The organism is Variovorax sp. 54, from assembly GCF_002754375.1.
GTDB lineage: Bacteria > Pseudomonadota > Gammaproteobacteria > Burkholderiales > Burkholderiaceae_C > Variovorax.
The window spans coordinates 800,522-821,634 of the sequence record NZ_PEFF01000001.1 but is presented as its reverse complement, the minus strand read 5'-3'; the positions used below and the strand labels follow the sequence as shown (position 1 = coordinate 821,634).

Annotated in this window: 17 protein-coding genes and 1 pseudogene; 15 read left to right on the top strand and 3 right to left on the bottom strand. The window is 66.7% G+C overall.

What is annotated here, in order from left to right; genetic code table 11:
• The first annotated feature begins 78 nt into the window (after nt 1–78).
• The 6 genes from CLU95_RS03635 to CLU95_RS03610 all read left to right on the top strand — a co-directional run bounded on the left by CLU95_RS03635 (nt 79) and on the right by CLU95_RS03610 (nt 7,953).
• A complete protein-coding gene (locus tag CLU95_RS03635) occupies nt 79–3,687 on the top strand; it encodes an indolepyruvate ferredoxin oxidoreductase family protein (protein ID WP_099790522.1) in 3,609 nt (1,202 codons plus the stop codon).
• Nucleotides 3,688–3,777: 90 nt separating this feature from the next.
• Complete coding sequence (locus tag CLU95_RS03630; protein ID WP_099790520.1) at nt 3,778–4,134, top strand: hypothetical protein; 357 nt, start codon at nt 3,778–3,780, stop codon at nt 4,132–4,134.
• 4 nt (nt 4,135–4,138) lie between these two features.
• On the top strand, nt 4,139–5,092 hold the full coding sequence (locus CLU95_RS03625; protein ID WP_306513254.1) for a LysR family transcriptional regulator: 954 nt from the start codon (nt 4,139–4,141) through the stop codon (nt 5,090–5,092).
• Nucleotides 5,093–5,223: 131 nt separating this feature from the next.
• Entirely contained in the window at nt 5,224–6,237 is a 1,014-nt protein-coding gene (locus tag CLU95_RS03620) for a Bug family tripartite tricarboxylate transporter substrate binding protein (protein WP_099790516.1), read from the top strand.
• Between the two features lie 103 nt (nt 6,238–6,340).
• Nucleotides 6,341–7,030: an RraA family protein gene (locus CLU95_RS03615; protein WP_099790514.1), complete on the top strand. Its 690-nt coding sequence runs from the start codon at nt 6,341–6,343 to the stop codon at nt 7,028–7,030.
• Nucleotides 7,027–7,953, top strand: a complete 927-nt coding sequence (locus CLU95_RS03610; RefSeq protein WP_099790512.1) for an NAD(P)-dependent oxidoreductase — start codon at nt 7,027–7,029, stop codon at nt 7,951–7,953. Before CLU95_RS03615 ends, CLU95_RS03610 begins: the two co-directional genes overlap by 4 nt.
• A gap of 15 nt (nt 7,954–7,968) precedes the next feature.
• On the opposite strand, the gene CLU95_RS03605 is transcribed toward CLU95_RS03610, so the two are convergent.
• A complete protein-coding gene (locus CLU95_RS03605; RefSeq protein WP_099797097.1) occupies nt 7,969–8,913 on the bottom strand; it encodes a LysR family transcriptional regulator in 945 nt (314 codons plus the stop codon).
• 132 nt (nt 8,914–9,045) lie between these two features.
• Between CLU95_RS03605 and CLU95_RS03600 the strand changes: the two genes are divergently transcribed.
• The 8 genes from CLU95_RS03600 (at nt 9,046) to CLU95_RS03565 (ending at nt 18,226) form a co-directional block, all read left to right on the top strand.
• Nucleotides 9,046–10,287, top strand: a complete 1,242-nt coding sequence (locus CLU95_RS03600; RefSeq protein ID WP_099790510.1) for a metal-dependent hydrolase family protein — start codon at nt 9,046–9,048, stop codon at nt 10,285–10,287.
• A gap of 66 nt (nt 10,288–10,353) precedes the next feature.
• Nucleotides 10,354–11,544 (top strand): M24 family metallopeptidase, encoded by a 1,191-nt coding sequence (locus CLU95_RS03595; protein WP_099790508.1) that lies wholly within the window; start codon nt 10,354–10,356, stop codon nt 11,542–11,544.
• 41 nt (nt 11,545–11,585) lie between these two features.
• Nucleotides 11,586–12,560: a Bug family tripartite tricarboxylate transporter substrate binding protein gene (locus tag CLU95_RS03590; protein WP_099790506.1), complete on the top strand. Its 975-nt coding sequence runs from the start codon at nt 11,586–11,588 to the stop codon at nt 12,558–12,560.
• A 5-nt stretch (nt 12,561–12,565) separates the two neighbouring features.
• Nucleotides 12,566–13,015: a GAF domain-containing protein gene (locus CLU95_RS03585; protein WP_099790504.1), complete on the top strand. Its 450-nt coding sequence runs from the start codon at nt 12,566–12,568 to the stop codon at nt 13,013–13,015.
• Nucleotides 13,012–13,998, top strand: coding sequence for a Bug family tripartite tricarboxylate transporter substrate binding protein (locus tag CLU95_RS03580; RefSeq protein ID WP_099790502.1), 987 nt, complete (start codon nt 13,012–13,014; stop codon nt 13,996–13,998). The genes CLU95_RS03585 and CLU95_RS03580 overlap by 4 nt, the downstream gene beginning before the upstream one ends.
• Before the next feature lie 65 nt (nt 13,999–14,063).
• Nucleotides 14,064–14,741, top strand: a complete 678-nt coding sequence (locus CLU95_RS03575) for a response regulator transcription factor (RefSeq protein WP_257214526.1) — start codon at nt 14,064–14,066, stop codon at nt 14,739–14,741.
• 61 nt (nt 14,742–14,802) lie between these two features.
• Complete coding sequence (locus tag CLU95_RS03570; RefSeq protein WP_099790498.1) at nt 14,803–16,674, top strand: ATP-binding response regulator; 1,872 nt, start codon at nt 14,803–14,805, stop codon at nt 16,672–16,674.
• 337 nt (nt 16,675–17,011) lie between these two features.
• On the top strand, nt 17,012–18,226 hold the full coding sequence (locus tag CLU95_RS03565; RefSeq protein WP_143605938.1) for a hypothetical protein: 1,215 nt from the start codon (nt 17,012–17,014) through the stop codon (nt 18,224–18,226).
• Between the two features lie 89 nt (nt 18,227–18,315).
• On the opposite strand, the gene CLU95_RS03560 is transcribed toward CLU95_RS03565, so the two are convergent.
• Nucleotides 18,316–19,386, bottom strand: coding sequence for an alkene reductase (locus CLU95_RS03560; RefSeq protein WP_099790494.1), 1,071 nt, complete (start codon nt 19,384–19,386; stop codon nt 18,316–18,318).
• Between the two features lie 149 nt (nt 19,387–19,535).
• Here CLU95_RS03560 and CLU95_RS03555 point away from each other — a divergent pair, with 149 nt between their 5' ends.
• A complete protein-coding gene (locus CLU95_RS03555; protein ID WP_099790492.1) occupies nt 19,536–20,429 on the top strand; it encodes a LysR family transcriptional regulator in 894 nt (297 codons plus the stop codon).
• A 74-nt stretch (nt 20,430–20,503) separates the two neighbouring features.
• Here the strand turns inward: CLU95_RS03555 and CLU95_RS03550 are convergent.
• A pseudogene (locus CLU95_RS03550) lies at nt 20,504–21,103 on the bottom strand (tripartite tricarboxylate transporter substrate-binding protein); the annotation flags it as partial.
• Nucleotides 21,104–21,113: the final 10 nt, after the last annotated feature.

Below are 21,113 nucleotides of genomic sequence, written 5' to 3'. Positions count from 1 at the left end.
GGATTCTTCTTCAAACAAGGGTCTGCGCCAGTGTATTGAAGAAACACTTACTTGGGGGGCCGCAGAACAATTCCGGGCATGAACGCCCCACTCGAAGCGACCGCACTCAGACGGCCCGACTACCAACTGTCCGACAACCTCTGGGCCGATGCCGGCTCGGTCTTCATCACCGGCACGCAGGCGTTGATCCGCATCCTGGTGATGCAGAAACAGCGCGACGCGGTACGCGGCCTGCACACGCAGGGCTTCGTGAGCGGCTACCGCGGCTCGCCGCTGGGCATGGTCGACCAGGCCATCTGGAAGGCCGGCGAGCGCTTCAAGCAGACCGGCATCCGCTTCGTGCCTGCCGTGAACGAGGAGTTGGCCGCCACGCAGGTGCTGGGCACGCAGCGCGTTGAATCGGACCCCGAGCGCACCGTCGATGGCGTGTACGCCATGTGGTACGGCAAGGGCCCGGGCGTGGACCGCGCGGGCGATGCGCTCAAGCACGGCAACGCCTACGGCTCGTCGCCGCGCGGCGGCGTGCTGGTGGTGGCAGGCGACGACCACGGCTGCGTGTCGTCGTCGATGCCGCACCAGAGCGATCACGCCTTCATGGCCTGGCGCATGCCCGTGATGCAGCCCGCCAGCGTGGCCGAGTACCTGGAGTTCGGGCTGTACGGCTACGAGCTCTCGCGCTATTCAGGCGCATGGGTCGGCATGGCGGCGCTGTCCGAAATCGTGGAGAGCGCGGGCACGGTGGACCTCGATGCGGTGAACGCGCGCGTGGCCGCCTGGGAAGACGCCGATGCGGTGCGCGCCGCCACCGGCCACGCCGCGCCGCCCGACGGCCTGCACTACCGCTGGCCCGATCTGCCGTCGCTGCGCATCGAGTCGAGGCTGGAAGACAAGCTCGCGGCCGTGGCTGCCTTCACCCAACGCAACAGCATCGACCGCCACGTCATCGTGAGCCCGCATGCCAAGGTGGGCATCGTCACCTGCGGCAAGGCGCACCACGACCTGATGGAGGTGCTGCGCCGGCTCGAACTCTCGCCCGAGCAACTCGCGCGTGCGGGTGTGCGGCTGTACAAGATCGGGCTGAGCTTTCCGCTCGAGCAGACGCGCCTCAAAGAGTTCGCGCGCGGGCTCGGCGAGATCCTCATCGTGGAAGAGAAGGGCGCCGTGGTCGAGACGCAGCTGCGCGACATCTTCTACAACGCGCCGCCCGATGCGCGCCCCGTGCTCGTGGGCAAGCACGACCACGCGGGTCAGCCGCTGGTGTCGGCGCTCGGCGAGCTGCGGCCTTCGCGCCTCATCGAACTGGTCGCGCACTGGCTGGCCGTGCACTTTCCCGAGAACTACGACCTGGGCGATCACCTGCAGCATGTGCGCGACTTCACGCCGCCCGAGCTGCTGGGCAACGCGAGCGATGCGGTCAAGCGCGTGCCGTACTTCTGCGCCGGCTGTCCGCACAACACCAGCACCAAGGTGCCCGAGGGATCGACGGCGCGCGCGGGCATCGGCTGCCACTTCATGGCCAACTGGATGGACCGCAGCACGGCGGGCCTGATCCAGATGGGCGGAGAGGGCGTCGACTGGATCTCGCACGCGATGTTCACCAAGACGCCGCACGTGTTCCAGAACCTGGGCGACGGCACCTACTACCACTCGGGCTACCTCGCGATCCGCCAGGCCGTGGCGGCCAAGGCCACGCTCACCTACAAGATCCTGTTCAACGACGCGGTCGCGATGACCGGCGGCCAGCCGGTCGACGGCGTCATCAGCGTGGACGCCATTGCGCGGCAGGTGGAGTCGGAAGGCGTCACCAAGGTGGTGGTCGTGAGCGACGCCATCCACCACTACGACGCCATCAAGAACAAGTTTCCGGCCGGCACCGAGTTCCACGACCGCGCCGCGCTCGACGAGGTGCAGCGACGCCTGCGCGAAATGCCCGGCGTGACCGTGCTCATCTACGAGCAGACCTGCGCCGCCGAGAAGCGCCGTCGCCGCAAGAAGGGCGAGCTGGCCGATCCGCCCAAGCGCCTGTTCATCAACGAGGCCGTGTGCGAAGGCTGCGGCGACTGCACCGTGCAGAGCAACTGCGTGGCCGTGCTCCCGCACGAGACGCCGATGGGCCGCAAGCGCAAGATCGACCAGACCAGCTGCAACAAGGACTATTCCTGCGCCAAGGGCTTCTGCCCCAGCTTCGTGGGCGTCACCGGCGGCAAGCTGCGCCGCAAGAGCGGGGCGCTGGCGGCCGGGCGCGATGCCTTCCTGCACCGCGTGGGCGCGCTCGCGCATCCTGCGCCGCATGCGTGGACCGGTCCGTACGACCTGCTGGTGACCGGCGTGGGCGGCACCGGCGTGGTGACGGTGGGCGCGGTCATCGCGATGGCCGCGCACCTCGAAGGCAAGTCGGCCAGCGTGCTCGACTTCATGGGCTTCGCGCAGAAGGGCGGCTCGGTACTGAGCTTCGTGCGGCTGGCCGACACGCCCGAGCGGCTGAACCAGGTGCGCATCGACACGCAGCAGGCCGACGCCATCCTCGCGTGCGACGTGGTGGTGGGCGCCTCGGCCGACGCGCTGCAGACCGTGCGGCACGGGCGCACGCGCGTGCTCGCGAACATCCACGAGATTCCGGTGGCCGAGTCGCTGCGCAACCCCGATGCGGACCTGCATGTCGACCTGCTGCTCGAGAAGATGCGCTTCGTCGCGGGCGAGGAACAGGTCGAGACCTTCGATGCGCAGAGCCTGGCGGAAGAGTTCCTGGGCGACACGCTGGCTGCGAACATCGTCGCGACCGGCTACGCGTGGCAGCGCGGCCTGGTGCCGCTGAGCCTCGAGGCGCTCATGCATGCGATCGAACTCAACGGCGTGGCCGTGGCGGCCAACCAGTCGGCGTTCTCGCTGGGGCGGCTCGCGGCGGGCGACGCTGCGGCGCTCGACCAGTTGCGCGCGGCGCCGGTCGAGGCTGCGGCGCACCAGGTCGACGACCGCCCGCTGGAAACCCTGCTCGCCGATGCGCGCCGCCACCTCACCGGTTACCAGAGCGCCGCATGGGCGCAGCGCTTCGAGCAGCGCATTCGCGCGCTGCAGGCGACCGAGTCCGCATTGCCGGGCGGCGATGCGCGCCTGCCCTTCACGCGCAACGCGGCGCGCAGCCTCTTGAAGCTCATGAGCTACAAGGACGAGTATGAGGTCGCGCGCCTGTACACCGACGGCACGTTTCTGCAGAAGCTGAAAGACCAGTTCGAAGGCGACCTGAAGCTCGAGTTCCACATGGCCCCGCCGTTGCTCTCACGCCCTGCGCACGGTCAGGCGCCCGCCAAGATTCGCCTCGGTGCATGGATGCTGCCAGCGATGAAATGGCTGGCCCACGGCAAGCGACTGCGCGGCACGCCCTTCGACCTGTTCGGCCACACGGCGGAGCGCCGCACCGAGCGCGGGCTGATCGATCACTTCGACCGCTTGCTGCAGGAGATGGCGGCCGAACTGACGCCCGACAACCAATCGACTGCTGCACGCATCGCGGCCCTGCCGCTGTCGGTGCGTGGCTTCGGCCATGTGAAGCTGGCGAACCTGGACTCGGCGCGCATCCGCGAGGCCGAGCTGCTGCACCGCTTTGCGCCATCGCGCTACGCGAAGCCGGTGGACGCGCCCAGCGCCGGGCAGATCCGAGGCATCGCCATCGTGGCCAGCGCGCGGTAGCGGGGGCGCGCGGTCGGGCGGAGAAGGGGCTTCGCTCGGCTACGATCCTTGCCGAAGCCCCCCCCCGCGACACCCCGACGACCCCCCGACATGCGAACCTTCCTCTACTACGCCTTGATGCTCCTGCTCGGATTTGCCTGGTACAGGTACGGACAGAAACTGCTGCGCCAGGGCTATCGCGATGAGAAGGGCGAACTCACCCAAGGGGTCGTAGGGCCCGTCGGATTCCTGATGGTCGCCGGCGTGACCTGCTACCTCTTCTTCGCCATGCTGCGCGCCCTGGTTCGGGGCGAAATTCCTTGCGTCGGCAAAGGCTGCGCGGGGCAGGTCTACACGTTGGCGGCGCATGCGGGCGACTACTGGGCCAACCTGTTTTTCGTTGCGTGGATGGTCCTGGGCTTGGGCTACGCGATGTACGTGACGCTCAAGATCTGGTTCCGGGCGTAGCCGCCTGCACCGCTGTCTTCGGCACCGTTCTTTCTTTCCCACCCCACGGAGCAACCCCCTGGACCTGCGCGACCTCCAGTATTTCGAAGTCATCGCCGAGCTCGAACACATGGGGCGCGCGGCGGAGCGGCTGCACCGCACGCAGCCCGCGCTCACGAGCTGCGTGCGGCGGCTCGAAGAAGCATGCGGCGCGGCGCTGTTCGAGAAGACGGGCCGCGGCATCCGGCTCACTGCGGCCGGCAGTGCCCTGCTCAAGTGGGCGCAGCGCACGCGCTTCGACGTGGAGAGCGCGCGCCGCGAGATCGGCGACATCGGCCGCGGCCTGACCGGCAACATCAAGGTGGGCATCGTCCCGACGGCCGCGCAGTTCTTGCTGCCGCCGGCCGCACGCGACCTGATGCGCGAAGCACCCGGCGTCACGTTGCGCACCACCGTGGCATTGGTCGACGTGCTGAAGCCGCTCTTGCGCGCCGGCGACATCGACCTCATGGTCGGCACCGAAGTCCCGGCGGAAACCGGGTTTGCTTCGCACTACTTGGCCGAAGACGTGATCGTGGTGGCCGCCGCCGAGTCGCACCCGATCTTCAGCAAGCCCAAGCCCAGTTTGAAAGACCTGACGGCTCATCGATGGGTGCTGCAGCCTCCCGGGGCCCCGACCCGCGATTGGCTCGACCAGACCTTCGACCGGCACCGTCTGCCGCGGCCGCTGGTGCAGGTCGAAAGCACGATGCTGCTGATGCTCCCCGGCCTGATCGGGGAGACGGGCCTCTTGAGCTTCATCTCGCGGCTGCACCTTCAAGCCGGGCAGTCGGGCGCCGCGCTGCGCGAGGTGAAGGTGCCCGCCACGGCCATGCGGCGGCGCATGGTCGTGACCTACCGGGACAGCGGCTACCTCTCTCCCGCGGCGCAACGCCTGATCAACCTGCTGGCGAAATACGCAGACACGCCGGCCGGCTGATACCCCAAGTCAAATCTATCGATCTTCAAAAAGTATCGATTGGACTGAATGGGCGACGCTGCGAATACTTGCCTCCATCGAACACGCCGCCCGCGCTCCTGCGAAGCGGACGAAAAAACTGGAGACAAGACATGCATCGCGCTTTCCCCGCCACGGCCTCGGGCCGCTTCACCGGCTTCGTGGCCGCCACCGCTGCCGTTGCCGCAGCGATGCTGCTGGTGCCTTCGCCGGCGTCGGCGCAGGCGGCCTATCCCTCGCGGGCCATCAAGCTCATCGTGCCGTTTCCTGCGGGCGGAGGCACGGACCTGATTGCGCGTGAAGTCGCCAACAAGGTGGCCGTGGCCAATGGCTGGTCGATCATCATCGACAACAAGCCGGGCTCGGGCGGCAACCTCGGCGTGGACGCGGCGGCGAAGTCGACACCCGACGGCTACACGCTCGTCCTGGGCCAGACGAGCAACCTGGCGATCAACCCCACGCTGTACCCCAAGCTGCCCTACAACCCCGAAAAGGACCTGACCCCGATCGTCACGGTGGCCAGCGCGCCCCTGGCGCTCGTGGTGGCGGCGGACTCGCCCTACAAGACGCTCGCCGACGTGGTGGCCGCGGCCAAGGCCAAGCCCGAAGCGCTGAACTACGCCAGCTCCGGCAGCGGGACGGTCGCGCACCTGGCCACGGAGCTGCTCCAGAAGACCGCCGGCGTGAAGTTCACGCACGTGCCGTACAAGGGCGCCGCGCAAGGCTCGACCGACCTCATCGGCGGCCAGATCCAGATGTACATGTCTTCCGTGCCGACGCTGATCGGCTACGTCAAGAACGGAAAGATGCGCGTGCTGGCCGTCACCTCGGCCAAGCGCACCGCCGACCTGCCGGCCGTGCCCACGGTCGCCGAGTCGGGCTTCAAGGGTTTCGAGGCCGTGACCTGGTTCGGCATTGCGGGGCCTGCTGGCCTGCCGAAGGACGTGGTGACCAAGGTGAACGGCGCGTTCAACAAGGCGCTGCAGGACCCGGAAGTCAAGAAGAAGCTCGCCAGTCAGGGCTCCGATGCGCTGGGTGGAACGCCCGAGCAATTCGCCAAGCTGATCCGCGACGACATCGTGCGCTGGGCGCCGATCGTCAAGGAATCCGGCGCCAAGGTCGACTGACCTAACTCACTGACGCGGCGACACGCCAAGGGGTACGCACTGAGCGTTGCCTGGGCGCAGCCATGCCCGCGTCGGCACCCCTCTTCATCCCAGAAAGAAGCCCATGTCCTCCACACTTCCCGACATCATTCGCGACTTTGAACGCGTGCCTTCCCATCTCGTGGCGCAGGCCGCTGAGTTGCAGCCCGCGATCCTGGCCGACGTGGCCGGCCGGCGCGGCGCGCTCGACGGCCGCATCAAGGCGCTGCGGCCGCGCATGAAGCTGGCGGGCACGGCGCTCACGGTCGAAGTGCGCCCGGGCGACAACCTCATGATCCATGCCGCCATCGCGATGGCCCAACCGGGCGACGTGCTGGTGATCGACGGCAAGGGCGACCAGACCTCGGCGCTCATGGGCACCATCATGATGACGGCCTGCAAGCAGCTCGGCATCGCCGGCGTCGTGATGGACGGCGCGTGCCGCGACAGCCTGGAGATCGACGAGATGGACTTCCCGGTCTTCTCGGTGGGCACGAACCCGAACGGGCCGACCAAGCACATCGGCGGACGCATCGGCCACCCGGTGTCGATCGGCGGCGTCACCGTGAACGCCGGCGACTTCGTGATCGGCGACGGCGACGGCGTGGTCGTGGTGGAGCGCGAGAAGATCGAATCGCTGCTGCCGCTGGCCGCCAAGAAGGTCAAGGACGAGGCCGCGCGCATCGCGGCCATCAAGCAGGGCGACACGGCCGCCAAATGGCTCGTGTCGGCCTTGCGCACGGCTGGCGTGCTGAAGGAAGGCGAAACGCTGTGACCGCCATTCTGGTGACCGGCGCCGACCTCGCGCCGCAAGCGCTCGCGCTGCTCGCGGGGCACGAGGTCGTCTACGCAGGCAAGACGCCGACCGAAGAAGACCTGGTCGCCCTGTGCCGCACGCACGATCCGGTGGCCATCATCGTGCGCTACGGCAAGGTGGGTGCGGCCGTGATGGACGCGGCGCCTTCGCTCCAGGTGATCTCGAAGCACGGCAGCGGCACCGACACGATCGACAAAGCGGCTGCGAGCGCGCGCGGCATCGAGGTCGTCGCGGCCGTGGGCGCCAACGCCGCGGCCGTCGCCGAGCAGGCGCTCGCCTTGCTGCTGGCCTGCGCGAAATCGGTGGTGGCCCTGGACGCACGCATGCACGCCGGCCACTGGGACAAGGCCACGCACAAGAGCCTCGAACTCGGCGGGCGCACCATCGGCCTCGTCGGGCTGGGTGCCATCGGCCTGCGCTTCGCGCGCATGGCGGATGCCCTCGGCATGCGTGTGCTCGGATTCGATCCCTTCGCCAAGGACCTGCCGGCGCATGTGCAGGCCGTGGACCTTGCCACCCTCTGGCGCGAATCGGATGCGATCTCGCTGCACTGCCCGCTGACCGAAGACAACCGGGGGTTGCTCAACGCGCAGACTCTGGCGCAATGCAAGCGGGGCGTGATCGTCGTCAACACGGCGCGCGGCGGCCTGATCGACGAGGAGGCCCTGCTCGCAGCGCTGCACGCGGGCCAGGTCGCCATGGCCGGGCTCGACAGCTTCGCGGTCGAACCCATGGCGCCCGGCCACCCGTTCCAGGGCGACAAGCACATCGTGCTGAGTCCGCACATCGGCGGCGTGACGAGAGATGCCTATGTGAACATGGGCGTGGGTGCTGCGAAGAACCTGCTGCAGGTGCTGTCGCGCCGGGCAGCGACGGCCTGAATCGCTCTCCGATGTTTAGCGACGAGCGCGGGCCGCGCGCGGCTGCGGCTCCCGCGCCAGCATCTCGACCACCAAGGCAATGAACCACTGGTGCAGCGCCGAGGTCTCGTGCCGCTCGTGCCAGACCAGCTCGACGGTGCGCGCCGGCGCCGCCAGCGGTGGCGCCACGCGCTTCAGGCCCGTCATGCGCACCGTCTCCAGGCCCTCGGACCAGGGCAGCACGGCGATGAGGTCGGAGCGGCGCACGGCCTCATAGGCTGCGGAGTAGTGGCTCACCGTAGAGACCAGGTTGCGCTGCAGGCCGCGACTTTGCAGCACGCGGTCGTAGATGCCGCCGACACGGCCCGCCAGGCTCACGTCGAGATGGCGTGCGGCCAGAAATTTCTTCAGCGGAATCTTGTCCAGCTTCGCCAACGGATGGTCGTTGCGCATGAAGCAGGCGAAGTCGACCGACCACAGCCGGCGTGAGCGCATGAAGCCGGGGCGCTGCACGTCGTCGTTGTAGGCGCCGATGGCGAAGTCGGCGCGGTTGTCGTCCAGCGATTGGGCGAAGTCCACCACCGTGCCGGGGTGCGTGTGCAGGCGCATGCCCGGTGCGAGTTCGCCGAGCCGCTCGAGCAGCCGCGGCGCGACGATGCAGGCTACGTAGTCGGTCATCGAGACCGTCAGGCGGGCGTCGCTTTGCGAGGCATCGAAGCTCTCGCCCTCGAGCGTGCCCCGGATGGTGCGCAGCGAGCGCGCCAGCGGCGCCCACAACTCCGTCGCGCGCCGCGTCGGGCGGATGCCGGCGCCGTTGCGCACGAACAAGGGGTCGCCGTAGGTTTCGCGCAGCCGGCGCAGCGCATTGCTGACCGTGGGCTGCGTGAGCGACAGCTTGGATGCGGCGCGCGTCACGTTGCCTTCGTTCATGAGGGCTTCGAAGACCTTCAGCAGGTTGAGATCGGCGTTGCGGTAGTTCATGGGCAGGAGGCTGAAACCATTCATTCCATCAATGGAATGGATTCAGCATATAAATTTTTCGGAATTGTGACGCGATCCTACGATCCCGTCATTCCTTACCGCCCATGCCCCGGAACCCGGCAAACAGACCCCATGACCCAGATCCTCGTCAAGAACGCCCGCCTGCTCGATCCGCTGAAGCCCGAGCTGCAGGACCGCCACGACATCCTGATCGAGGGTGACACCATCCGCGAGGTGTCCGACCGGCCGATCGTGGCGCGCGATGCGCGGGTCATCGACGCCGCCGGCAAGACCGTGATGCCCGGCCTGATCGACCTGCATGTGCATGTGGTGGCCATCGACCTGAACCTGCAGCGCCAGGCGCAGATGCCGAACGTGCTGGTGACGCTGCGCAGCCTGCCGATTTTGCGCGGCATGCTGCGCCGCGGCTTCACGACGGTGCGCGACGCCGCCGGTGCGGGCGATGCGTTCAAGCAGGCCGTGCAGTCGGGGCTGGCGCAGGGGCCGCGCCTGTTCGTCTCGGGCCGCGCACTGAGCCAGACCGGCGGCCATGGCGACGGCCGTGCGCGCTCCGACTATCTGATCGCCAACGGCGTGTGCCCCAACTGCGCCCGCGTGGGCATGCTCGCCCGCGTGGCCGACGGCGTGGACGCCGTGCGCAAGGCCGCGCGCGAAGAACTGCAGATGGGCGCGGACCAGATCAAGATCATGGCCGGCGGCGGCGTGGCATCGCCCACCGACCCGGTCGACGCGCTGGGCTACAGCGAGGACGAGATCCGCGCCATCGTCGGCGAAGCGGCGGCCCGCAACACCTACGTGCTGGCCCACGCCTACACCCCGGCCGCGATCCAGCGCGTGGTGCGCTGCGGCGTGCGCACGATCGAGCACGGCAACCTCGTCGATGCGCCCACCGCGGCGCTCATGGCCGAGCACGGCGCTTACGTGGTGCCCACGCTGGTGACCTACGACGCGCTCGCCAACGAAGGCGCGGCCCTGGGGCTGCCACCCGCCAGCGTGGCCAAGGTGGAAGACGTGCGCGGCGCCGGGCTGCGCTCGCTCGAGATCTACAAGTCGGCGGGCGTGAAGATGGGCTTCGGCACCGACCTGCTGGGCGAGTCGCATCGCCTGCAGAGCGACGAGTTCCGCCTGCGCGCGCAGGTGCTGTCGCCGGCCGAGATCATCGCCAGCGCCACGCTCATCGGCGCCGAGGTGCTGGGCATGAGCGACCGGCTCGGCCGGCTGATTCCCGGCGCACTGGCCGACCTGCTGCTGGTCGATGGCGACCCGATGCGCAACCTCGATTGCCTGCTGGGGCAGGGCGAGCGCATTCCCCTGGTGATGAAGGCCGGCGTGGTCGAGTTCGACGCGCTGTAGCCCGCACCCCGAGCTGTTCAGAACACAACCCGCCGGATGCCTCCGGCCCCTTCAAGGAAACGACACATGCCCAAGCTGACGCAAGCCGTCTGGCGGTACCGCCACGACCAGATGGTCCGGTTGATGGACGAACTCGCCGTCGATGCGCTGGTGTTCACGACTGCGGATTTCTTTCAGTTCGCCACCAACTTCCACACCGACGTGCAGCCGTGGGAGCGGCCGATCTTCGCGGTCGTGCCGCGCCAGGGCGAGGGCTTCCTGGTCATGAACGAGCTGTCCACGAACCACATGCGCTTTTCGATGGAAGCCCACAAGGTGTGGATCACCGACGTGACGTTCTATGCCGAGCATCCGATGGTGAGCAACCGCCTGCCGCTCGTGTCGCAGCTCCCCGAGATCCTTGCCGAGCGCCTGAGCCGCGCCGGCCTGCGCCGCTCGCGCATCGCGCTCGATGCCGGCAGCGGCGTGATGGCCGCCGTGCAGCGCTTGCTGCCCGACCTGAACGTGCGCGTCGCCACCACGGAAGTGCGCAGCTTGCGCTGGCAGAAGCATGCCGAGGAACTGGCCGTGATGCAGGCCATGGCCGGGTTGACCGACTGGCTGCAGGACCGCTACCGCGAAGCCATCAAGCCCGGCCGCCTGGTGCAGGAGATGGACTGCGCCATGGCCAGCCTGTTCGTGCAGGAGGCTGCCGAGCGCTTCCCCGGCGAGCAGTTCGAGGTCGTGCGGTGCTGGACGCTCAGCGGCCCGGCGTCGGCGTCGCCGCACGGCGACGGTGCCTCCTGCGGCGCGCGGATCCGCGAAGGCGACGTGCTCGTCAACATCGTCATTCCCCGGCTCAACGGCCTGACGATCGAGAACGAGCGCACCTGGTTCTGCGGACGTCCCGACGAACAGAAGAAGGCGCTGTGGACGGCCGCGCGCGACGCGACCGATGCGGCCATCGGCGCGGCCGTGACAGGCCGGCCCGTGTGCGGGATCGACGCGGCGGCGCAGGCCGTGATCGAGCGCGCCGGTTTTACCGACTGCATCCGTCACCGCACGGGCCACGCCATCGGCATCGTGCACCACGAGTACCCGGAGGACATGGCATTCAGCCAGCGTCCGCTGTTGGACAACGAGGTCTATTCGGCCGAGCCCGGCCTGTATGTCTACGGCGTGGGCGGCTTTCGCATCGACGACACGGTCGTGGTGGGCGCGACGCCGCGCGTGCTCACCGCCACGCCCAAGTCGCTCGACTACGCCACCGTCGGTTGAGACCGCTCACACCTTTCGCAACCATCGACCTTGACTTCATCATGACCACCCGCCGCACCATGCTTTCCGCGCTGGCCGTTGCAGCTTCGCTGCTCGCCGCACCCGCCTTCGCGCAGGGATTTCCTTCCAAGCCGATCAAGGTCGTGGTTCCGCAGCCTGCCGGCTCGGGGCCGGACACGCTGGCGCGCACGCTGGCCGACGTGCTCGGCAAGAGCATCGGGCAGAGCGTCGTGGTGGAGAACCGGCCCGGCGCCAACGGCACGCTGGCCGCGGCCTATGTGCTCTCGCAGCCTGCGGACGGCTACACGCTGTTCCTGGCCGGCGTCTCCAACATGTCGTGGAACCCGCACCTGTACAAGTCGCTGGGGCACCAGCCGGCGCGCGACTTCACCGGCGTCGCCGTCATCGCGAACACCCCGTTCGTGACGGTCGTGTCGCCGAGCCTGGGCGTGAAGACGCTGCCGGACCTCATCAAGATGGCCAAGGCCGAGCCGCAGCGGCTCAGCTTTGCATCCGCCGGCATCGGCAACTCCACGCACCTTGCGAGCGAGCTGCTGAAGTCGCGCACCGGCATCCAGATGCAGCACGTGCCCATCAGCGGCGCCGGCGGCCCCAACGCGCTGACCAGCGTGATGGCGGGCGACACGCCGGTGATGACGACCGTCCCCGTCGGTGTCGTGCCGCTGGTCAAGAGCGGCAAGCTGGTGCCGCTGGCCGTGACTGGCGAAAAGCGGCTGCCGCAGCTGCCCGACGTGCCCACGTTCAAGGAGCTGGGCATCGACATGGAGGTGCCCGGTTGGTACTCCCTGGTGGCGCGCGCGGGCGCACCCGGCGACGCGGTCGCGCGGCTCAACGCCGAGATCAACAAGGCCCTGGACACGCCCGAGATGAAGGAACGCCTGGCCGGCCAGATGCTGATCGGCGTCAAGTCGACGCCGGCTGATGTCCTGAAGTTCACGCAGCGCGAGTCGGCCGCTTGGGGGCCCATCATCGACAAGCTGGGCATTGCGCAGTGAGTGACATGGCGCAGCTTTCCTTCGAGGCCTTGGACCACGCGCTGCGACGGTCTCCGGGGCACCGGCTCTTCACGGTGCTGGCGATCGAGCCCGGCCTTGCGGCCTCCCGGCGCCTGTACACGAGCGATGCGGTGGCCTATCCGTGCGGTGGCACCAAGCCGCTGCACCACGATAACGACTTCTTTCGCGAGGTGGTGCAGGGTGGTCGAGCGCGCATCTGCTCGGATCAGGAAGCCTGTCGCCGCGCGTTTCCCGACCATGCGCTGATCGACACGCTGGGCTGCCGGTCTGCCATCAACGTGCCGGTCCGGCACGGCGGCGGCACCATTGGTTCGCTGAACCTCCTGCACCAGGAGCACTGGTACCAGCCCGACATGGTGCCCGCGCTGATGCGCTTCGCCGAACAGGCCGCACCCTTGCTTCTTTCGCTCCGATACGTTGAGATGCCCGCATGACGATCCCTCGCCGAACCTTCGTGCTGAATGCTGCCGCGTTTGTGTGTGCGGCATCGCTCGCCACCGCGGCGCGAGCGGCCGGGCCGGGTTATCCCAGCAAGCCGATCACCATCGTCTTTCCCTACGCGGCCGGCGGCGCCACCGACGCCATGACGCGCCAGATTGCCGACCTCATGGCCAAGGCGCTCGGCCAGCCGGTCATCGTGGATGCGAAGCCGGGTGCCGGTGGATCGATGGCGCTGCAGCAGGTGGTGCGCGCCAACCCGGACGGGCACACGCTGGTGCTCATGGCCAGCGGAACGATGGCCGTCAACCCCTACCTGTACGACCTGAAGTACAAGCCGGTGGAAGACCTCGCGCCGATCATGATCCTGGTCGACATTCCCTTCGTGGTCGTGACGAAGCCGGACTTCCCCGCGCGCACCCTCAAGGAGTTCATCGCGCATGCCAAGGCGAACCCGGGAAAGGTTTCGTTCGCGAATGCAGGCGTGGGCACACAGGCCCACCTGACGCAGATGATGTTCATGAAGGAGGCCGGCATCTCGGCCAACGTCGTTCCCTACAAGGGCGGCACCGGCGCCATCGCCGACCTGCTCGGCGGCCACATCGACGCCATGATCGACAACGCCGCCGCGCAGGTCGCGAACGTGCAGGCCGGCAAGGTGCGCGCGCTGTTCGTCACGACGCGCGAGCGCAGCGAATCGCTGCCCGGCGTGCCCACGGCGCAGGAGGCGGGGCTGCCGGGCTTCGTGACTTCGGGGTGGTTCGGCCTGGCGGCGCCGAAGGGCACGCCGCAGGCCGTCATCGACAGGCTCCATGCGGTGATCGTTGAGGGCATGGCGCGGCCTGAGACGCGGAAAAGGTTGATTGAGGCGGGGTGGATGCCGATGGGGAGCTCGCCTGCTGAGGCAGCGGCGCGGGCCCGGTCAGACCTTGCGCGGTTTGGGCAGATCGCCCAGCAGATCGGACTGAAGAAGGCGTAAAGGTCTGCTGACGAGTTGACTTTCGTCACTTTCAGCCGGCGGCGCATGACCCTAACATGCGCGCCATGAGCATTCCTGTGTCGACCCGGGCGTCAGCCATCCTGATCGTGGACGACCACGACCTGGTGCGCCTGGGCGTGCGTGCCTTGCTCCAGGCGCAAGCGTCGCCCCACGGGCCTGCAATCGAGGTCTTCGAAGCCAGCAGCATGGCGCAGGCACTGGCTGTGTATGAGCGCTCTCAGGCGAGCATCGGGTTGGTGTTGCTCGATCTGGCGCTTCCTGACACACCAGGCCTGAGCGGCGTGTCCGTTTTTCTCCAGCGTTATCCGCAGGCGCGCGTGGTCGCGTTGTCGGGCGCCGGCGCCACCGCGCTGGCCCAGAACGCCATTGCCCAAAGTGCGCTGGCTCAGGGCGCCAGCGCGTTCTTGCCGAAGTCGGCCAACCTCAAGGAGGTGGTGAGTTTCATCCGTGCCTGCGGTCTGATCGGGCGGAACGTTGTCGATGGCCTGCCAGGTACGTCCAGGTGGGTTGCCCGGGCGCCTCGCCGTTCCGCCGGCGGCGCCCTGAGCTCGCTGACGGGAAGCCAGGCGCGTGTGCTGCAGATGATTCTCGAAGGCAAGTCCAACAAGGAGATCGCACTGTTGGCCGAGTTGCGCGAAGGCACGGTGAAGAACTATGTTTCGACGATCCTCTTGCTGTTCGGTGTGCAATCGCGGGCGGAACTGATCAGCAGCCTGCGTTGATTCACCGGAGGAGGTGCAACGCGATCGTCGAAGAAAAAAGGAAGAAGGAAGGGCCCAATTCATGAATGACGCTGCCCGATCGATGCATCAGGCCCCGGCGGCCGCCGATCTGGACCATCGGGTGCTCCGCGAACACGTGGCCTCGGTGTATGCCGCACACACGACGGCCACCTGTGCGCACATCGGCTTCGCCATTGCCATTGGCATCTTCGGCTACTTCAACATCGATTCGACCCACCACCTGCTGGTGATCGGCATGGTCGCCGCCGTCGTGTCGATGAACCTGTATGCCTTGCTTTCTCCGCGGTGGACGCCGGATGTCCCCTTGTCCGAAAGCCGCTATTGGGCACGCCGGTACACGTGGATCGTCACGCTGGTCAGCGTGACCACGGCGCTGCCCTGCGCCTTGTTCCTCGTGCTCATCCAGACCCCGGCGATGACGACCGTCGTGATCGTCGTGATCATGGTCAGTTGGACCCGGGCCATTCAGGCCCGTTGGCCGATCAAGGGGGCCATGTTCGGCTGCGGCATCCCCGTGATGGGCGGGCTGATTCTTGCCCTGATCTGGCACGGTGGCACGCTGCACTGGTTTCTGGCGCTTTTCAGTTTTGCCAATCTGGTACTGACACTGCACGAAGGGGTGAAGCAGAACAAGCGGCTGACAGCCTCCTTGATGTTGCAGTTCGAGAACGAGATGCTCGCCGCACAGTTGCGCGAACGCATCGCTGCCGTGGAGCGCGCCAGCGCGGAAAAGACCCGCTTTCTTGCAGCGGCCAGCCACGACCTGCGCCAGCCGATGCATGCCATTGCACTGTTCGGCGCGGCCATGGAAACCGCACTGCATGACCATCCTGAAAGAACGAATGCCAAACGCCTGATGCGCGCCGTCGACGCGCTCGGCGCATCGCTGGACACCATGCTCGACGTGTCGCATCTGGATGCAGGCGTGGTCGTGTCCGAACCGCAGGCACTGGAACTCGATGCGCTGCTTCTTGTCCTCAACCAGACCTTCACCCCTTACGCTGAACAGAAGGGTCTGCAATTGCGCATCCGTGCCAGTGGCATGTGGGTGCGCAGTGACATCCAGCTGCTGTTCCGCCTGCTTTCGAATCTGGTCGAAAACGCCTTGAAGTACACCCATGAGGGCGGTGTGAGCGTGGTCGCGCGGCGGCGAGGAGACAAGGTGTGGCTGGAGGTTCGCGACACCGGCGTCGGCATTGCCCCCGAACAGTTGAGCCGCATCTTCGAAGAGTTCTATCAGATCGACAACCCCGGCCGCGACCGGGCGCGCGGACTCGGGATCGGGCTGTCGATCGTCAAGCGCCTGTCGCACCTGATGTCTCACCCGATCGAGGTGCACTCACGACCGGGGCGCGGCACGCATTTCCGCGTGGTCCTGCCGCAAGCCGAGGCAGCGATCACCGCGCCGGCCGAACTGCTGCTCGATGAACTGGAGATTCCCGCGCATCGCAGCCTTGCTGCGCCGAACCTGCCCGGGCCCGTGCTGCTGATCGACGACGAAGCGGAGATTCGCCTGGCCATGGCGGCACTGCTGCGTGCACACGCCGTCGATGTGGTGGCAGTGACGGACGAATCGCATGCGGTCGAAGCATTGACGCACCCGGATGCGAAAAGCCGTCCGTTCTCGATGCTCTTGTGCGACTACCGGCTGGCCGATGGGGGAGATGGACTCGAGGTCGGCCTGCGCCTGCTCGAGCGCTTTCAGCTCGACATTCCCCTGCTCCTGATCACGGGCGAGACGGCCCCGCAGCAACTGCGGCGTGCACAGTCCTCGGGGGTGCCGATGTTGTTCAAGCCTGTGAGCGCCGCTTCGCTCCTGCAGGCGATGGCAGAACTGACATCCGTCACGGGGCAGACGCGGATTTTTTCTCCGGCAACCCGTCACTTCAGAGACCCGTCGCCGGTTACCTGATTGTCTGCCGCGTCATTGCCACGGCGCTGTTCGCCTGGTGGGCCGATGCCGGTTTCAAAGACGCCTTGCCAAGGCGCTACTTTTCAAAATCAGGTGAGAAGAATAGATCGGTGAGGCAAATCCAGAATCGTCATGCGAACCCTCTCGATATTGGAAAGGGAAGACACCGTCTCTCTTCCGATCACATGCTTCAAATTAGTCATAACTTACTCATGACAAAAAATCGATTTCACATAGCTTTCAGGTCGTTGTGACTTTCGGCATGGGGAAATTTCTCCCGACGGCCATACAAACGTCGACGGTGATCTGACGGGCCACGTTGGGAGGACCGATCGCCATGGACAACGTTGCCATCTCGGCAGCATTGGCTTCGACAAAATTGAAAGGCAAGGGAATGAAATTCAGAAAATCTGCAGTGGCTGCTGCAACGGCAGTCGCCTTGATGCTTGCGGCATGCGGGGGTGGCAGCGGGGGCGGAGGTGGCGGTGGCTTCCCCGTGGGGCTTATCGGGCCTGGAACGGACGACCCCGGAACACAAGGGCCTGGAACGCAAGTGCCCGGGACGCAGGGACCTGGAACCCAGGAACCCGGAACACCTGCACCCGCGCAATATGAGACGTTCCCGTCTGCCTGGGACGGCGACAAGGATTCCTACATTGCCTCGGTGCCGGCCGTCGTGCAGCAACTGAACGACCAAGGCGCCAAAGGCAGCGTCCGACTGCGTCCCGTCGGAAGCAACTCTCTCTATGTCAATCCGCAGGCCGCCAACGACAAATACAGCTACAAGGAATTCACGCTCACCTTCTCAGGTCGCGATGGCTGGGACGGGGCCAGCAACGCGCTGCTGCAGCGGTTGGAAGACGAGGGCGCCAAAGGCTACGTGCTGCACCACCTGGTGGGGGAGACGCATACGCTGGACGATTCGCTCAATGCCATCCGCAAGGCCAGCTTCATTCTGGTGAAGAACGAAAGTCAGCCCGCCACCTACACCTATCAAAAATTCAGCTTCGATCTGATGATGCCGGCAGACTTCATCGCCCGGTTGAACGCGTTGGGGCAGGAAGGCTATCGCTTCCTGAACACGGAGCTGGGTCTCAGCCCGAGCGTGAATGCGATCGTCGTCAAAAGCTCTGCAGCCGCAGGGGCGACCTACAGTTACGCGTTCGAACCGGTCGTCTCCGATCCGAAGCCGCAACTCAACAGCCGCGGTCAAACCGGATTCCGCTACAAGGGCTACTTCGAGTATTTTGCGAACCGCAGCGGACAGCCCGTTCGAGGTGTTTTCAACACCTACGAGCTCGACAGCAGCAGGCCCGCGGCAGTGGCCTATCGCTTCTCGGATGAAATGCCTGGGGGCCCGGTCGATATCAACACGCCCGCAGGGCTCGCGCGACTCAACGACCAGGCGAGCCAGGGATTTTTCTACTCGGGCCTGAGTGTTCCTACCGGAGCGAGCGGGGGCGCAGCGATGTTCTTCGCGGACTATGCCGTCTATGTTCAGGGCGTCTTGCTGGCGGACCTCAATCGCGGGGGCGCCGTTCTTTTCCCGTAGGCATGGGGGCCAGCACCGCAGGCAGCTGAAGGTGATACGCGGGACGCACCACCGCGCAGAACCCGGTGGATGCGTCTCGCAGCGCGGTGTCAGGCTGCTGCGCCGCTCAGGCTGGCGTAGTCGGTGTAGCCCTTGGCGTCGCCGCCGTAGTAGGTGGCGTGGTCTGGTGGGTTCATCGGTGCGTGGGTCTGGAGGCGTTCGACGAAGTCGGGGTTGGCCAGCACCATCTGTCCATAGGCTTCGAGCTCGGCCAGGCCCGACGCCAGGTCGGTGCCGATCTGTTCGCGTGCGCGCGACGGGCGGTTCACGATGAGCGTGCCGCGCCAGAGCTTGCGGATGTCTGCCACCAGGGCCTCGTCGCCTACGTGCATCACATGCACGTAGGCCAGGCCCAGCTTGGCGAGTTCGGTGATCAGATGGCGGTACAGGGCCGGCGCTTCGGAGCCTTCGTCGATGCCCCCGAGCTTGGCGCCGGGAGACAAACGAATGGCGGTCCGGTCCGCGCCGATTTCTTCTGCGATCGCTGCGGCCACCTCGATCGCGAAGCGGGCGCGGTTCTCGACCGACCCACCGTACAGGTCGGTGCGGGTGTTGGCGCTCGGGGCGAAGAACTGCTGGATGAGATAGCCGTTTGCGCCGTGGATCTCGACCCCGTCGGCACCTGCTTCGATGGCCCGGCGCGCGGCCAGGCGGAAGTCCGCCACCGTCTGGCGAATCTCATCGGTGGTCAGCGCACGGGGCTCGGGAATGGGCTGCATGCCGGTCATGGTGAACATCGGCGCGCCGGGGGCGATGGCCGAGGGGGCGACCGGCTGACGGTGGTGCGGCGTGTTGTCGGGATGGGACATGCGCCCCGCGTGCATGAGCTGGATGAAGAGGCGCGAGCCCTTGTCGTGCACGGCCTGCGTGATGGCCTTCCAGCCGGCGACCTGGGCATCGGTGTAGATGCCGGGGGTGCAGAGATAGCCCTGCCCGTCGTCGGAAGGTTGCGTGCCCTCGGAGACGATCAGGCCGACGGTGGCGCGCTGCGCGTAGTAGGTGACGGCCAGCGCCTTGGGCGTGCCATCGAACTCGGCGCGCGAGCGGGTCATCGGTGCCATCACGAGGCGGTTCGAGAGGGTGTAGCGGCCGACTTGGACGGGGTTGAACAGTTGTTTCATGGCGATTTCGGATGAGGTTGAAAAAAGTGCCCAGACCGTCTGAGCTGGCTTGAACGCGTGCGTCGCGCTGAAGAAGAAGGCAATCTTCGATTAATCCATCGGTGAGATAAAGATGGTCTAGTGAGATTGATTGATCCAAAATTGGCGCAATGAGCACGGAATACCTGAACGACATGGCCCTCTTCGTGGAGGTCGTGAAAGCCAAGAGCTTTCGGGGGGCGGCGGAGGTCACGGGGGTGCCCAATTCGACCTTGTCGCGCCGCATCGGGGCGCTGGAAAAGGTGATCGGCCTGCGCCTGCTGCATCGCACGACGCGCAGGATCGAACTGACCGAGGCGGGGCAGCTCTACTACGAGCGTTGCCGGCGCATCGTCGAGGAGGCGCGCATCGCGCATGAGCAATTGGGCGAGATGCTGGCCCAGCCCACCGGCGTGCTGCGTGCGTCATTGCCGGTGGACTTCGCGACCATCTACCTGGCACCGCTGATCGCGGAGTTCGCGCGCCGCTATCCGGGCATCGCATTCGACCTGGACCTCAGCCCACGCAATGTGGACCTTGTGGCCGAGCCCTTCGACGTCGCCATTCGCATGGGAGAGCAACCCAGTTCGACGCTGATCGCGCGTCTGCTGGCGCGGCTGACGCCTTGTCTCTACGCATCGCCGGGCTACCTGAAGACGGCCGGCGAACCGCGCGATCCCGCCGAGCTGCAGCAGCACGAGTGCCTTGGCTTCCCGAAGTCCGGCCCCTGGGTGCTGCACAACGACGAGGCAACGGCCGAGGTGCGCATCGGCCGGCGCTTCACCGTCACCAGCGTCGGCATGTACCGCAGCCTCGCGGTGCACGACCAGGGGATCGCGCTGCTGGCCGAAGGTGTGGCGGCCGACGACCTGGCCCAAGGGCGTCTGCGTCGCATCCTGCCGGATTGGCATGGAGAGCCGGTGCCGGTGTATGCGCTGACCGAAACCCGGCTGCTGCCAGCCAAGACGCTGCGGTTCATCGAGTTCCTGCAGGAGCGGTTGGGGCATCCACGCGCTGATGGATGAACCGCCGTGCCGACCGACCCGCCATGCCATCCAACGGAAAGCGCGGGCGCTGTCAGCCCGCCGCCCTCGTCGCATCAGTCGGCGTATTCGCCAGCGTCCTTGATCACCTTCGACCACCGCGCCATTTCAGCTTGAAGGTATTTCCTGTGGGCCGCGGGGTCGAGCCGGTCGTCATTGACGACGGTGAGGCCGAGCGCCTCCTCCCGCTTGATCAGATCAGGATCTTTCAGCGCGATGCGCAGTGCGGCGTTGAGCTTGGCGAGCACTGCGGCAGGCGTGCCACGCGGTGCGTACAAGCCGTGCCAAACCTGGACGTTGAAGTCCTTGAGTCCGGCTTCGGACAGGGTCGGCGTGTCCTTCAGCGCCGCGAGCGGGAGCCGCTGCAAGCTGGTGATGCCGTAGACCTTGACCTTCTTTCCCTCGATCTGCGGCACCGCATTGGTCGCCTGTTCGCACATCACATCGACCTGGCCGCCGATGAGGTCCGTCATTGCAGGCGCGGTTCCTTTGTAGGGCACGGGCGTCATGCTCGTCTTCAGCGCGCCCTGGAGCATCAGGCCGCACAGGTGCGATGCGGAGCCGAGCCCCGCGTTGGCGAGGTTCACCTTGCCGCCGTTCGACGCGATCCACTGGCGCAACTCCGCAAAGTTGTTGGCAGCGAGGCTCGGCTTTCCGCGCCAGCGT

Coding starts and splice junctions, on each gene's coding strand:
- CLU95_RS03565 (WP_143605938.1), top strand. CDS start 17,012: ATGGACAACGTTGCCATCTCGGCAGCATTGGCTTCGACAAAATTGAAA.
- CLU95_RS03570 (WP_099790498.1), top strand. CDS start 14,803: ATGAATGACGCTGCCCGATCGATGCATCAGGCCCCGGCGGCCGCCGAT.
- CLU95_RS03595 (WP_099790508.1), top strand. CDS start 10,354: ATGCCCAAGCTGACGCAAGCCGTCTGGCGGTACCGCCACGACCAGATG.
- CLU95_RS03585 (WP_099790504.1), top strand. CDS start 12,566: ATGGCGCAGCTTTCCTTCGAGGCCTTGGACCACGCGCTGCGACGGTCT.
- CLU95_RS03560 (WP_099790494.1), bottom strand. CDS start 19,386: ATGAAACAACTGTTCAACCCCGTCCAAGTCGGCCGCTACACCCTCTCG.
- CLU95_RS03590 (WP_099790506.1), top strand. CDS start 11,586: ATGACCACCCGCCGCACCATGCTTTCCGCGCTGGCCGTTGCAGCTTCG.
- CLU95_RS03555 (WP_099790492.1), top strand. CDS start 19,536: ATGAGCACGGAATACCTGAACGACATGGCCCTCTTCGTGGAGGTCGTG.
- CLU95_RS03620 (WP_099790516.1), top strand. CDS start 5,224: ATGCATCGCGCTTTCCCCGCCACGGCCTCGGGCCGCTTCACCGGCTTC.
- CLU95_RS03615 (WP_099790514.1), top strand. CDS start 6,341: ATGTCCTCCACACTTCCCGACATCATTCGCGACTTTGAACGCGTGCCT.
- CLU95_RS03600 (WP_099790510.1), top strand. CDS start 9,046: ATGACCCAGATCCTCGTCAAGAACGCCCGCCTGCTCGATCCGCTGAAG.
- CLU95_RS03575 (WP_257214526.1), top strand. CDS start 14,064: ATGAGCATTCCTGTGTCGACCCGGGCGTCAGCCATCCTGATCGTGGAC.
- CLU95_RS03630 (WP_099790520.1), top strand. CDS start 3,778: ATGCGAACCTTCCTCTACTACGCCTTGATGCTCCTGCTCGGATTTGCC.
- CLU95_RS03605 (WP_099797097.1), bottom strand. CDS start 8,913: ATGAACTACCGCAACGCCGATCTCAACCTGCTGAAGGTCTTCGAAGCC.
- CLU95_RS03635 (WP_099790522.1), top strand. CDS start 79: ATGAACGCCCCACTCGAAGCGACCGCACTCAGACGGCCCGACTACCAA.
- CLU95_RS03580 (WP_099790502.1), top strand. CDS start 13,012: ATGACGATCCCTCGCCGAACCTTCGTGCTGAATGCTGCCGCGTTTGTG.